This window comes from Cupriavidus sp. P-10 (assembly GCF_003402535.2).
Lineage (GTDB): Bacteria > Pseudomonadota > Gammaproteobacteria > Burkholderiales > Burkholderiaceae > Cupriavidus.
Map to the genome: position 1 here is coordinate 1,844,394 of NZ_AP025170.1, position 12,925 is coordinate 1,857,318.

Genomic DNA, 12,925 nt, shown 5'->3' on the forward strand with positions numbered 1-12,925 from the left:
GAAGGCCTCAGAGTACGTGGCTGCCCGCCGTGGCGTGGCCGGGCGGGTGCGGTGCGGCAACCTGCGCGGCGGCCTGCGCAGCGGCCAGCACCGGCGCCATGCGCACGCCGCTGAGGTCGGCTCCGGACGGGGCCTGGTACAGCCGCAGGCCCAGTTCGGGCAGGATCGCCAGCAGGTGGTCGAACACGTCGCCCTGGATGCGCTCGTAGTCCATCCACGCGGTCAGCGCGGTAAAGCAATAGATCTCCACCGGGATGCCCTGCGAATCGGGCTCCATCATGCGCACGTTGAGCAGCAGGTCGTGGTGGATCTCGGGATGCGCCTTCAGGTAGGCAATGCCATACGCGCGGAAGGTGCCGATATTGGTCAGCCGCCGCCGGTTCACTGGGTCATTGCCCGCGGCGATCAGCAGCCGGTTGGCCTCGTCGACCTTGGCCTGCTTCTCCGCCAGGTAGTTGTGCAGCAACTGGTAGCGCATCAGCGCATGCACCTCGTCGTCTTCCAGGAAGCGCACGCTGCTGGCGTCGATGCGCAACGTCCGCTTGATCCGGCGCGCGCCTGACTCGAACATCTGCCGGTAATTGCGGTAGCTCTCCGAGAACAGCTTGTAGGTCGGCACCGTGGTCACGGTGTTGTCCCAGTTCTGCACCTTGACCGTATGCAGCGCGATGTCCTTGACGTAGCCATCGGCATTGCATTGCGGCATCTCGATCCAGTCGCCGATGCGCAGCATGTCGTTCGAGGTCAGCTGCGTGCTGGCCACCAGCGACAGCAGCGTGTCCTTGAACACCAGCAGCAGCACCGCCGACAACGCGCCCAGGCCCGACAGCATCCACAGCGGCGAGCGGTTGATCAGGATCGACAGCACCAGCACCGCGCACACCAGCCCCAGCCCGAGCCGCCCCACCTGGATATAGCCCTTGATCGAGCGCGTCTGCGCGCGCCGGCTGCTGGCATAAACATCCTGCCACGCGCCCAGCACCCCGCCCAGCATCAGGAAGAAGCAGATCCACAGGCTGGAATGGGCCAGGCGCTCCACCAGCAGCGCGTAGCGGCCCATGTGCGGCACCTCGCCGATGCCGGCGGTGATCACGGCGAAGCCCACCGCGTAGCCGAAGCGCCGGTACGCGCGATGGCGCGTCAGCGCCTTGCTCCAGGGCGCCTTGCCCCAGACCGTCAGCACGCGATGGGCGATGCGCGACATCACATGGCCGAACAGCCATTGCGCGAGCGCGGCGATCAGCACCAGCACCACCACGTACAGCGTGATCTGCGCCCAGGGATGGGCCGGAATACGTTGCTGGAACAGCTCCAGCAGGGCATCGAAACTCATAAGGGGGCGACGTCAAGCCAGTGATTCGGCCAGATAGTGTACAAAACGTGCACGCCCCTCTCGTAAAACTGCGATCTCTGACTCGTGTGTGTTGGCCCTTCCCTCGCTCAGGCAGGCAGCAGCTTCAGCCCTCCGATCCCGACAAAAATCAGCGCGATCAGCGCCAGCCGCATCGGTGCCGCGCTCTCCCCAAGGAACAGGATCCCGATCACGGTGACGCCGATCGCCCCGATCCCGGTCCATACCGCGTACGCCGTCCCGACTGGCAGGTGCCGCAAGGCCGCACTGAGCAGGAAGATGCTGGCCAATGCGGCCCCGATCCCCAGCACCGTCGGCCCCGGCCGCGTCCAGCCATCCGTGTATTTCAGCGCAAGCGCCATCACGATCTCGATCAGCCCCGCCAGCACCAGCAGCATCCACGCCATTGCTTCTTCCTTTTCTGGTTTGCGCCCCGACCACCATTGCCGGGCTTGCCAGGCCAATGTAGGCTGTGCGAATCAGCACGGAAACTGGCAATTTTTGCAAAGGGGCTATGCAAACATGCAGGACGCAGACTGGGATGACCTGAAGCACTTCCTTGCCGTCAGCCAGTCCGGCTCACTGGCGGGCGCCGCGCGGACGCTGCACGTCAACCACTCCACCGTGCTGCGCCGGCTCGCCCGGCTGGAAGAGGTGCTGGGTACCCTGCTCTTCGAGCGCCATCCGACAGGCTACGCCCTTACGGCAGCGGGCGAAGCGCTGTCACAGCGGCTTGCCGGCGTGGGCGAACAGATCAATACCGCGCAACGGCAGTTGTCTGGCCTGGACAGCCAGCTGAGCGGACCGCTGCGGGTCACCACCACCGACACGCTGCTGACCGGACTGCTGATGCCGCTGTTCGCCGAATTTCGCGCGATGCATCCGCGGATCCAGTTGCAGATTGTGGTCAACAACAGTTTCCTGAGCCTGAGCCGGCGCGAGGCGGATGTGGCGATACGGCCGGCCAGTGCGCCGCCGGAATACCTGGTGGGGCGACAGGTCGGGATGCTGGAAACGGCGCCGTACGCATCGCATGATTACCTGGCGCGGACCGGCAAGAACCCGGCCCGTGGAACCACAGCGCCGGTCTGGGCCGACCACGACTGGGTGGTCCCGGACGACGCGCTTGCGCATCTCGCGCAGGCTCGCTGGGTGGCCGAGCACGTGCCGCCGGCGCAACGGCTGGTGAGCGTCGACAGCCTGGTGGCCATGGTCGATGCCGTCAGGCATGGCATGGGTGTCGGCATGCTGTTGTGCCTGCTGGCCGAGCACGACGCCAGGCTGGTCCGGCTCGCCCCGCCCGACCCTGCGCTCGGCACGCCGCTGTGGATCCTGACCCATCCCGATCTTCGCCATAGCGCGCGGGTCCGTGCGTTCAACGATTTTCTTTACGCGCAGCTCGGCGCATCGCCGTGGTTGAAGCCGGCGCCGGCACTATGACGCGTTGGTGGTCGTGTACATCGCCATCAATTGCTCGTCCGTATAACCCCAGTCGGCGGCATTCTCGAATGCCACCACCGTCTCCTCGCTATGCCGCAGGTCGACCAGCTCCGTCGGCACCGGGCGCGACTGCGGCACGGAATAGAACACCATCACCAGCGGCCGCAGCGGGTCCGTTTCGTTCTGCCCGCATACCACCGCCAGGCGGTTGGAACGCAGCCGCAGCACGGTGCCCAGCGGGTAGATGCCGACGGTGCGGGTGAAGGCCTTGAACACCCGCCGGTCAAACAGCGTGTCGACGCGCACGGCCATGTATTCCATGGCGCGCGCCGGCGACCATTGCTGGTGGCCGGGGCGATCTGAAGTCAAGGCATCGTAGGCATCGCAGATCGCCGCAATCCTGGCGTGGATGCTGAGCTCGCGGCCGACCAGGCCGAAGGGGTAGCCGCGCCCGTCCACGCGCTCGTGGTGGTGGACGCAGACATCGAGCGGAATGTTGGAAACCAGCCGCGCCTCGTTGAGGATGCGGTAGCCCGCCGACGGATGGCGGCGGTAGCGTTCTTCTTCGTCGGGCGTGCGTGCGGAGGCCTTGTGCTGCAAGGACTCGGGCAGCGTCAGCTTGCCGATGTCGTGCACCAGGCCGGCGAGGCCGAGTTCGCGCACCTCATCGTCCGGCAGGCTCAGCGTGCGCCCGACGGCGATCATCAGCGCGCAGACGGCAAAGGCATGCAGGTAGTTGTAGTCGTCGCGCGCCTTGAGCCGCGCCAGCGCCAGCAGCGCCTGCCCGTGGCGCGACAGCGAGCGCGAGGCGGCATCGACCAGCGGCAGCGCGCGCTCGACCTCCAGCGCGCGGCCCATGCGGATGTCGGCGAACATCGAACCGATCACGGCCTTGCCGGACTGCAGCAACTCGCGCGCGCGGCCGAGCTCGGCTTCGAGCGAAGCGACTGGCTGCGAGGCCGCAGGCTCCCACGCCTGCGGCGCGGGTTCCTCGACGGGCGCCGGCTGCGCCTCGGCCACGGCTGCTGCCGGCAGGTTGCGGCCCTTGAGGATATCGATCCAGACCTCGCGCACGCCCGCGGACTGGATCTGCCGGACCTGGTCCTCGTGGCTGACCAGAAACTTCGCCCGCCAGAACGGGTGGTTGATCCACGGCCCGCCCAGCCTGGCGACAAACATCCCGACCTGCAATTGTTCCGACCCGATCCGTCTCAGCATGAGATGTCCCCCGGACGTTGGTTTTCTCGTTGTCGAGATGGCTATCGGCATGCTGGCGCCAGACTTGAGGCCTGGTTTTTCCTGCCGGAACCGGGCCGGCCGGCCTTGTCAAGGGGCGGCCAAATGCCCGGACGGCGCCGTCAGGCATTCCAGGCGACCCCGGTGCCGGCGCTACAATGGCGCGCCCAGTGCTCACAGACGCCAGCCAGTCGCCCCCGTTCAACCATGTCCGGAACGTACACGCTAGTCGGCATCGCCCGTGCCAAGTCCCATCGCCGCGAGGCGCTGGTGTCCCAGCTCACCACCCTGCAAACGCGCGGGCTGAAGGAGCCCGGCTGCCTGGACTACCACGTCGGGCAGGACGCCGAGGATGCGCGGGTCTTTGTGATCTACATGGTCTGGGACTCGAAAGGCGCGCTGGAATCCCACCTGAACCGGCCGTACATGCGCGATTTCCACGCGTCGCGGCAGGAATTCGTCGAGGGCGACTTCAGCTTCCGCTGGCTGAACGCGGCCTGACGCCGCCTCGCCGCCTCCTGCGTCCCAACCGCCTCCTTACGCGCCAAGGGCGCCAGGCGTCAGGCGTCAGGCACGCCACTTCCACGCCGCCCGTCCGGCCGCCTCCCCCGCTTGTCATTCCCGCCGCCCCGGTCTATCAATCAGATTGACCCTCATCTAGGGCCGCCGCGGCCCGGCAGGAGTGCATCATGGACGTCAGGGACGGATTTGCCGGCACCATTGGCCACACCCCGCTGATCCGGCTGGCGGGGCTGAGCGCCGAGACCGGCTGCGATATCTACGGCAAGGCCGAATTCCTGAACCCGGGCGGCTCGGTCAAGGACCGCGCCGCGCTCTACATCATCCGCGACGCCGAGCGCCGCGGGCTGCTGAAGCCCGGCGGCACCGTGATCGAAGGCACGGCAGGCAATACCGGCATCGGGCTGGCGCACCTGTGCGCGGCGCGCGGCTACCGCTGCATCGTGGTGATCCCGGACACGCAGTCGCCGGAGAAGATGGAGCGGCTGCGCATGCTGGGCGCCGAGGTGCGGCCGGTTCCCGCCAAGCCCTATGCGGATCCGGGCAACTACCAGAAGATCGCCGGCAGGCTGGCCGAGGAAACCGACAATGCGATCTGGGCGAACCAGTTCGACAACCTCGCAAACCGGCAGGCCCACTACGAAACCACCGGCCCCGAGATCTGGCACGCCACGGCTGGCCGCATCGATGCCTTCACTTGCTCCACCGGTACCGGCGGGTCGCTGGCGGGGATTGCGCGCTGCCTGAAGGAGCACAAGGCGGCCGTGCGCATCGTGCTGGCCGACCCGCATGGCAGCGGACTGTACCACTACGTGAAGCACCGCGAGGTGAAGGCCGAGGGCAGCTCGATCACCGAGGGCATTGGCTCCAGCCGCGTCACCGCCAACCTGCAGGACACGCCGATCGACGATGCGGTGCGGATCGACGACCAGACCTGCGTCGACATGGTCTACCGGATGCTGCGCGAGGAAGGGCTGTTCCTGGGGGGCTCTTCAGGAATCAATGTTGGCGCCGCCGTCGCGCTGGCGCGCGAGATGGGGCCGGGCCATACCATCGTGACGCTGCTGTGCGATCGCGGCGACCTGTACATGGGCCGGCTGTTCAACGAGGCGTGGCTGGCCGGCAAGGGCTTGCAGCCGATTCCGTTCCGGCGCGTCGGGCCCGGAGTGTAGGCACGACCAGCGGCTACGCCGCCTTCAGCCGCCGCCACAGCGTGGTCGGGCTGATGCCCAGGACATGGCACGCGGCGGTCCGGTCGCCGCCGCATTCGGCCAGCACGCGCCGGATATGCTCGACTTCGCTGGATTGCTTGACGCGCGCCAGCGAATGGCCGGGCTTGCCGGCCTGCGCGTTGCGTGCCGCGGCTGCCGTGGGTTGGGCCGGCGCTTCCGCCATGACCATGGCACCGTCGCCACCGAACAGCTCCGGCACGGCAGCCTGCAGCTCGCGCAGCAGCGCATCGGGTTCCAGCTTGCGGCCGGCCACCAGCACCGCGATGCGCTCGGTGACATTTTCCAGTTCGCGGATATTGCCCGGCCACGCATAGCGCGCCAGCCGCGAGCGCGCCACCGCCGGCAGGCGCTGCGGGCGCTCGGTGCCCAGGCGTTCCTGCGCGCGGCGATACAGCAGTTCGGCGAGTTCGGCCAGGTCTTCGGCGCGCTCGCGCAGCGGCGGCATTTCTATGCGCAGGATATTGAGGCGGTAGTACAAGTCCTGGCGGAAACTGGCGTCGCGCACCATCGCGGTCAGGTCGCGGTGGGTGGCGGCGATCACGCGCACGTTGACTGGCACGGCATCGAGGCCGCCGATCGGCAGTACCTGTTTTTCCTGCAGCACGCGCAGCAGGCGGGTCTGCAGCGTGGGCGGCATGTCACCCACTTCATCGAGGAACAGCGTGCCGTTGTGCGCCGACTCGAACAGGCCGGCCTTGCCGCCGCGGCGCGCGCCGGTGAAGGCACCCTCTTCGTAGCCGAACAGCTCGCTCTCCAGCAACGCTTCCGGAAATGCGGCACAGTTGACCGCCACGAACGGGAACGCGCGGCGCGGGCTGGCGTCGTGCATGCCCTGCGCCAGGACTTCCTTGCCGGTGCCGCTCTCGCCGCCGATCAGCACGGTGGAATCGACCACGGCGTAGCGCCGCGCCAGCGTGCGCAATTCGGTCATCACCTCGGAGGTGCCGGCCAGGTCGTCGAGGCTGTAGCGCACGCCCGCGGGCCGGGCCCGGCTGCGCGAGCGCAGGTTGCGGTCGACGCGCTGGATCGCGCTGGCGTCCTGGATGGTGAGCACGGCGCCGAGGGTGCCGGCTTCGCTGGCGATCGGGATGCGGTTGACCACGACCATCTTGTCGCCGAGCTTGTGGATCGCTTCCAGTTCCTTGTCGCCGCTTTGCATCACGCCTTCGAGCGACAGGTTGGGCGCCAGCGTCTGCAGCTTGCGGCCCACCGCGGCCGCGACCGAGGTGCCGAGAAATCGCTCCATGGCAGGATTGAACGACTGGATCCGCCCTTCCGCGTCGACGGCGGCCACGCCCTCGTTCAAATGCGCCAGGATGGTGTTGACATAGTCGCGCCGGGTGGATTCAATGCGGCGCAGCCGTGCGGCCTCGATCGCGTCTTCCAGCGCCATGCGCACCGAATTGCCGGAATACAGGAACACGCCGGTCAGCCCGTAGCGGTCGGCCAGGTCCGTGACCAGCCCGGGGCCGACCACGACCTGGATGCCTTCCTGCTTGAGCGCCTTGACCCGGGCCACGGCATCGTCCTCGGTCAGGTAGGTATAGGCCGGGATCGCCAGCGAGAACGCGCGCACGAATTCATCGACCTCGGCATAAGTGGAGGCATGCGTGACCAGCGCCACCTTGGGCGAGATGCGGCGCGCGGTGGCGAGTGCGCTCATGACGTCGAAGCCAGTCACCTTGACCAATACGACCGGCACGTCCACGTGCTGCCGCAGGTAGGCGCCATTGGAGCCGCCGGCGACCACCACATCGAGCCGGCCTTCGCGCACTTCACGCGATACCGCGCTGGCCGCGGCCTCGAAGCCCTTGCCGACGATGCGGAATTCCGCGCGCGCGGCATAGGACGGAATCAGGTCGGCAAAGGCACGCGCAAGGCGGCTGATACCGATGGCCCAGATGCGCGGACGGGCAGGCGTGGAGGGGGGAGGACTCATGGTGCGGTGCGGCGTGGGGAGCGGGTGAAACCCTGTCGGAACAGGCGTACAGTGCTGGCACATTGTCCGTCATGCCAGGCCCGATTTCAACTTTGAATTCACGCTTTGCGAATGTGAAATGCAAATGTGCTGAAATGATGACATCCGGCCTTGGCGTGAATTACCCCTGCTGCCCGCCAGCCCAGTCCTGACAAGGTTTTCCGGGATTTCGCCGACGCTCGCGCAAGGGCTGGCACGGGCCTTGCGCTTATGGCTCCGTCTTGTTCACCTCAACGCAAACGCCGCAAACGCCATGACCTACTCTGATTCCGACCTCGCGCGCTCCGCTGGCGCCCGTTTCCGCCAGGCGCTTGCCGATGAGCATCCGCTTCAGGTGGTCGGCACCATCAACGCCAACCACGCCCTGCTGGCCAAGCGTGCCGGCTACCGGGCCATCTACCTGTCCGGCGGCGGTGTCGCGGCCGGCTCGCTGGGCCTGCCCGATCTGGGCATCTCCAGCCTGGACGACGTCCTGACCGACGTCCGCCGCATCACCGACGTGTGCGACACGCCGCTGCTGGTGGACGTCGACACCGGCTTCGGCGCTTCGGCCTTCAACGTGGCCCGCACCACCAAGTCGCTGATCAAGTTCGGCGCCGCGGCCATGCATATCGAGGACCAGGTCGGCGCCAAGCGCTGCGGCCACCGTCCCAACAAGGAAATCGTCACCCAGGGTGAAATGGTCGACCGCATCAAGGCCGCCGTCGACGCCCGTACCGACGAGAACTTCGTCATCATGGCCCGCACCGACGCGCTGGCCGTGGAAGGCCTGGACAGCGCCATCGAGCGCGCCGTGGCGTGCGCGGAAGCCGGCGCCGACGCCATCTTCCCGGAAGCCATGACCGACCTCGCCATGTATCGCAAGTTCGTTGACGCGGTGAAGGTGCCGGTGCTGGCCAACATCACCGAGTTCGGCGCCACGCCGCTGTTCACCACCGAAGAACTGGGCGGTGCCGGCGTGTCGATGGTGCTGTACCCGCTGTCGGCCTTCCGCGCCATGAACAAGGCCGCCGAGAATGTCTACTCGGCCATCCGCCGCGACGGCACGCAGAAGAACGTGGTCGATACCATGCAGACCCGCTCGGAGCTCTACGAGAGCATCGGCTACCATGACTTCGAGCAGAAGCTCGATGCCCTGTTCGCACAAGGCAAGGGCAAGTAAGACACCATAGAGGCAGGCGCGGCCGGGCCGGGGCATATCCCCTCCCGGCCGTTCGCCTGACAAAGACAGGCAACACCAGGCATCACACCAAGGAGACCCAGATGTCCGAAGCGCAACCGCTCGTCACTCCCAAGCCCAAGAAATCCGTCGCGCTGTCCGGCGTTGCCGCCGGCAATACCGCCCTGTGCACCGTCGGCCGTACCGGCAACGACCTGCACTACCGCGGCTATGACATTCTCGATATCGCCGAAGCCTGCGAGTTCGAGGAAATCGCCCACCTGCTGGTGCACGGCAAGCTGCCGACCAAATCCGAACTGGCCGCCTACAAGGCCAAGCTGAAGTCGCTGCGCGGCCTGCCCGCCAACGTCAAGGCCGCGCTCGAATGGGTTCCGGCCAGCGCCCACCCGATGGACGTGATGCGCACCGGCGTGTCGGTGCTGGGCACCGTGCTGCCGGAGAAGGAAGACCACAACACCCCGGGCGCGCGCGATATCGCCGACCGCCTGATGGCCAGCCTGGGCTCGATGCTGCTGTACTGGTACCACTACAGCCACAATGGCAAGCGTATCGAGGTGGAAACCGACGATGACTCCATCGGCGGCCACTTCCTGCACCTGCTGCATGGCAAGAAGCCGTCGGCGCTGTGGGAAAGCGCCATGAACACGTCGCTCAACCTGTACGCCGAGCACGAGTTCAACGCGTCGACCTTCACCGCCCGCGTGATCGCCGGCACGGGCTCGGACATGTACTCGTCGATCGCCGGCGCGATCGGCGCGCTGCGCGGCCCGAAGCATGGCGGCGCCAATGAAGTGGCCTTCGAGATCCAGAAGCGCTATGACAACGCCGACGAGGCGCAGGCCGACATCACCCGCCGCGTCGAGAACAAGGAAGTCGTGATCGGCTTTGGCCACCCGGTGTACACCATCAGCGACCCGCGCAACCAGGTGATCAAGGAAGTGGCGAAGAAGCTGTCGAAGGATGCCGGCTCGATGAAGATGTTCGACATCGCCGAGCGCCTGGAAACCGTGATGTGGGACATCAAGAAGATGTTCCCGAACCTGGACTGGTTCAGCGCGGTGAGCTACCACATGATGGGCGTGCCGACCGCGATGTTCACGCCGCTGTTCGTGATCGCGCGTACCTCCGGCTGGGCCGCGCACATCATCGAGCAACGCATCGACAACAAGATCATCCGCCCGAGCGCCAACTACACCGGTCCGGAGAACCTGACGTTCGTGCCGATCAAGGATCGCAAGTAAGACCGGCTGCCGGATTGCCCGTCGGGTTGCATTGATCCGAGCCTGCGGGCAAAGGGGTAGTTGGTCGCTGACACGGGGCCACTACCCCTTTTTCATACTTATATAGATTTCCCTACACCATGAATTCTGCAAACCGCAAACCGCTACCGGGCACCAAGCTGGATTACTTCGACGCGCGCGCCGCCGTTGAGGCCATCCAGCCGGGTGCCTACGACAAGCTGCCGTACACGTCGCGCGTGCTGGCAGAAAACCTGGTGCGCCGCTGCGATCCCGCCACGCTGACGGATTCGCTGAAGCAACTGATCGGGCGCAAGCGCGACCTCGACTTCCCGTGGTTCCCCGCGCGCGTGGTGTGCCACGACATCCTGGGCCAGACCGCGCTGGTGGACCTGGCCGGCCTGCGCGACGCCATTGCCGACCAGGGCGGCGACCCCGCCAAAGTCAACCCGGTGGTGCCGGTGCAGTTGATCGTCGACCACTCGCTGGCGGTGGAATGCGGTGGCTTCGACCCGCAGGCGTTCGAGAAGAACCGCGCCATCGAAGACCGCCGCAACGAAGACCGTTTCCATTTCATCGACTGGACCAAGAAGGCGTTCAAGAACGTCGACGTGATCCCGCCGGGCAACGGCATCATGCACCAGATCAACCTGGAGAAGATGTCGCCGGTGATCCACGCCGACAATGGCGTGGCCTATCCCGATACCTGCGTCGGCACCGACAGCCACACTCCGCACGTCGATGCGCTGGGCGTGATCGCCATCGGCGTGGGCGGCCTGGAAGCCGAGAACGTGATGCTCGGCCGCGCCTCGTGGATGCGCCTGCCGGATATCGTCGGCGTCGAGCTGACCGGCAAGCGCCAGCCCGGCATCACCGCCACCGACATCGTGCTGGCCCTGACCGAATTCCTGCGCAAGGAAAAGGTCGTTGGCGCGTACCTGGAGTTCCGCGGTGAAGGCGCGTCGAGCCTGACGCTCGGCGACCGCGCCACCATCTCCAACATGGCGCCGGAATATGGTGCCACCGCGGCGATGTTCTTCATCGACGAGCAGACCATCGAGTACCTGCGCCTGACCGGCCGCACCGACGAGCAGCTCAAGCTGGTCGAAACGTACGCCAAGGCCGCGGGCCTGTGGGCGGATTCGCTGCAGAACGCTGAGTACGAGCGCGTGCTGAAGTTCGACCTGTCGAGCGTGGTGCGCAACATGGCCGGCCCGTCGAACCCGCACAAGCGCCTGCCGACTTCCGCGCTGGCCGAGCGCGGCATCGCCGTGGACCTGGACAAGGCCCGCGCGCAGGAAGCCGAAGGCCTGATGCCGGATGGCGCGGTGATCATCGCCGCCATCACCAGCTGCACCAACACCAGCAACCCGCGCAACGTGATCGCCGCCGCGCTGCTGGCGCGCAACGCCAATGCGCGCGGCCTGGCGCGCAAGCCGTGGGTCAAGTCGTCGCTGGCGCCCGGCTCCAAGGCGGTCGAACTGTACCTGGAAGAAGCGAACCTGCTGCCTGACCTGGAAAAGCTCGGCTTCGGCATCGTCGCCTTTGCCTGCACCACCTGCAACGGCATGTCCGGCGCGCTCGATCCGAAGATCCAGCAGGAAATCATCGACCGCGACCTGTATGCCACCGCCGTGCTGTCGGGCAACCGCAACTTCGACGGCCGTATCCACCCCTACGCCAAGCAGGCCTTCCTGGCCTCGCCGCCGCTGGTGGTCGCCTATGCCATCGCCGGCACCATCCGCTTCGATATCGAGAAGGACGTGCTGGGCACCGACCAGGATGGCAAGCCGGTCTACCTGAAGGACATCTGGCCGACCGACGAAGAGATCGACGCGATCGTCAAGCAGAGCGTGAAGCCCGAGCAGTTCCGCAAGGTCTATGAGCCGATGTTTGCGCTGACCGCGGAAACCGGCGAAAGCGCAGAGCCGCTGTACGACTGGCGCCCGCAGAGCACCTACATCCGCCGCCCGCCGTACTGGGAAGGCGCGCTGGCCGGCGAGCGTACGCTCCAGGGCCTGCGTCCGCTGGCGGTGCTGGGCGACAACATCACCACCGACCACCTGTCGCCGTCGAACGCGATCATGCTCAACAGCGCCGCGGGTGAATACCTGGCCAAGATGGGGCTGCCGGAAGAGGACTTCAACTCGTACGCAACCCACCGCGGCGACCACCTGACCGCGCAGCGCGCCACCTTCGCCAACCCGACGCTGATCAATGAAATGGCCGTGGTCGACGGCCAGGTCAAGAAGGGTTCGCTGGCGCGCATCGAGCCGGAAGGCAAGGTCGTGCGCATGTGGGAAGCGATCGAGACCTACATGGACCGCAAGCAGCCGCTGATCATCATCGCCGGCGCGGACTATGGCCAGGGCTCGTCGCGCGACTGGGCCGCCAAGGGTGTGCGCCTGGCTGGTGTGGAGGTCATCGTCGCCGAGGGCTTCGAGCGCATCCACCGCACCAACCTGATCGGCATGGGCGTGCTGCCGCTGGAGTTCAAGCCGGGCGTGAACCGCCTGACGCTGGGGCTGGATGGCACCGAGACCTATGACGTGATCGGCGAACGCCAGCCGCGTGCGACGCTGACGCTGGTGGTGCAGCGCAAGAATGGCGAGCGGGTGGAAGTGCCGGTGACGTGCCGTCTCGACAGCGATGAGGAAGTGTCGATCTATGAAGCCGGCGGCGTGCTGCAGCGGTTTGCGCAGGACTTCCTGGAGTCGAGCAAGGCGGCGGCGTAAGCTGATGGTTCGCTCC

General features: G+C 66.6%; 10 protein-coding genes. 6 read left to right on the top strand and 4 right to left on the bottom strand.

Annotation, left to right across the window (positions count from 1 at the left end):
- Window positions 1-7 precede the first annotated feature (7 nt).
- Together CTP10_RS08475 and CTP10_RS08480 are read right to left on the bottom strand one after the other, a co-directional pair.
- Window positions 8-1,333: a mechanosensitive ion channel family protein gene (locus CTP10_RS08475; RefSeq protein ID WP_116320715.1), complete on the bottom strand. Its 1,326-nt coding sequence runs from the start codon at window positions 1,331-1,333 to the stop codon at window positions 8-10.
- A 107-nt stretch (window positions 1,334-1,440) separates the two neighbouring features.
- Window positions 1,441-1,758, bottom strand: coding sequence for a DMT family transporter (locus tag CTP10_RS08480; RefSeq protein ID WP_029045934.1), 318 nt, complete (start codon window positions 1,756-1,758; stop codon window positions 1,441-1,443).
- A 115-nt stretch (window positions 1,759-1,873) separates the two neighbouring features.
- On the opposite strand from CTP10_RS08480, the gene CTP10_RS08485 reads away from it, so the two are divergent.
- Window positions 1,874-2,791, top strand: a complete 918-nt coding sequence (locus CTP10_RS08485; protein ID WP_116320714.1) for a LysR family transcriptional regulator — start codon at window positions 1,874-1,876, stop codon at window positions 2,789-2,791.
- On the opposite strand, the gene CTP10_RS08490 is transcribed toward CTP10_RS08485, so the two are convergent.
- Window positions 2,786-4,009 carry an HD-GYP domain-containing protein gene (locus CTP10_RS08490; RefSeq protein WP_116320713.1) on the bottom strand — a complete coding sequence of 408 codons (1,224 nt, stop codon included), beginning with the start codon at window positions 4,007-4,009 and terminating at the stop codon, window positions 2,786-2,788. The two genes, CTP10_RS08485 and CTP10_RS08490, sit on opposite strands and share 6 nt — an antisense overlap.
- Window positions 4,010-4,234: 225 nt before the next feature.
- On the opposite strand from CTP10_RS08490, the gene CTP10_RS08495 reads away from it, so the two are divergent.
- Window positions 4,235-4,528: a putative quinol monooxygenase gene (locus CTP10_RS08495; RefSeq protein WP_029045932.1), complete on the top strand. Its 294-nt coding sequence runs from the start codon at window positions 4,235-4,237 to the stop codon at window positions 4,526-4,528.
- Between the two features lie 188 nt (window positions 4,529-4,716).
- Window positions 4,717-5,718: a cysteine synthase A gene (locus CTP10_RS08500; RefSeq protein ID WP_116320712.1), complete on the top strand. Its 1,002-nt coding sequence runs from the start codon at window positions 4,717-4,719 to the stop codon at window positions 5,716-5,718.
- A gap of 13 nt (window positions 5,719-5,731) precedes the next feature.
- Here CTP10_RS08500 and prpR read toward each other — a convergent pair whose 3' ends face one another.
- Window positions 5,732-7,717, bottom strand: coding sequence for a propionate catabolism operon regulatory protein PrpR (prpR, locus tag CTP10_RS08505; protein ID WP_116320711.1), 1,986 nt, complete (start codon window positions 7,715-7,717; stop codon window positions 5,732-5,734).
- A gap of 292 nt (window positions 7,718-8,009) precedes the next feature.
- Between prpR and prpB the strand changes: the two genes are divergently transcribed.
- The 3 genes from prpB (at window position 8,010) to acnD (ending at window position 12,909) form a co-directional block, all read left to right on the top strand.
- Window positions 8,010-8,918, top strand: a complete 909-nt coding sequence (gene prpB / locus CTP10_RS08510; RefSeq protein WP_116320710.1) for a methylisocitrate lyase — start codon at window positions 8,010-8,012, stop codon at window positions 8,916-8,918.
- Between the two features lie 101 nt (window positions 8,919-9,019).
- Window positions 9,020-10,177 (top strand): bifunctional 2-methylcitrate synthase/citrate synthase, encoded by a 1,158-nt coding sequence (gene prpC / locus CTP10_RS08515; protein WP_116320709.1) that lies wholly within the window; start codon window positions 9,020-9,022, stop codon window positions 10,175-10,177.
- Window positions 10,178-10,296: 119 nt separating this feature from the next.
- A complete protein-coding gene (acnD, locus tag CTP10_RS08520; RefSeq protein WP_116320708.1) occupies window positions 10,297-12,909 on the top strand; it encodes a Fe/S-dependent 2-methylisocitrate dehydratase AcnD in 2,613 nt (870 codons plus the stop codon).
- Window positions 12,910-12,925: the final 16 nt, after the last annotated feature.

What these genes read in the sequence shown, in the direction of transcription:
- CTP10_RS08485 (WP_116320714.1), top strand. Translation starts at nt 1,874, where the DNA reads ATGCAGGACGCAGACTGGGATGACCTGAAGCACTTCCTTGCCGTCAGC.
- prpC (WP_116320709.1), top strand. Translation starts at nt 9,020, where the DNA reads ATGTCCGAAGCGCAACCGCTCGTCACTCCCAAGCCCAAGAAATCCGTC.
- CTP10_RS08480 (WP_029045934.1), bottom strand. Translation starts at nt 1,758, where the DNA reads ATGGCGTGGATGCTGCTGGTGCTGGCGGGGCTGATCGAGATCGTGATG.
- acnD (WP_116320708.1), top strand. Translation starts at nt 10,297, where the DNA reads ATGAATTCTGCAAACCGCAAACCGCTACCGGGCACCAAGCTGGATTAC.
- CTP10_RS08500 (WP_116320712.1), top strand. Translation starts at nt 4,717, where the DNA reads ATGGACGTCAGGGACGGATTTGCCGGCACCATTGGCCACACCCCGCTG.
- prpR (WP_116320711.1), bottom strand. Translation starts at nt 7,717, where the DNA reads ATGAGTCCTCCCCCCTCCACGCCTGCCCGTCCGCGCATCTGGGCCATC.
- CTP10_RS08475 (WP_116320715.1), bottom strand. Translation starts at nt 1,333, where the DNA reads ATGAGTTTCGATGCCCTGCTGGAGCTGTTCCAGCAACGTATTCCGGCC.
- CTP10_RS08490 (WP_116320713.1), bottom strand. Translation starts at nt 4,009, where the DNA reads ATGCTGAGACGGATCGGGTCGGAACAATTGCAGGTCGGGATGTTTGTC.
- CTP10_RS08495 (WP_029045932.1), top strand. Translation starts at nt 4,235, where the DNA reads ATGTCCGGAACGTACACGCTAGTCGGCATCGCCCGTGCCAAGTCCCAT.
- prpB (WP_116320710.1), top strand. Translation starts at nt 8,010, where the DNA reads ATGACCTACTCTGATTCCGACCTCGCGCGCTCCGCTGGCGCCCGTTTC.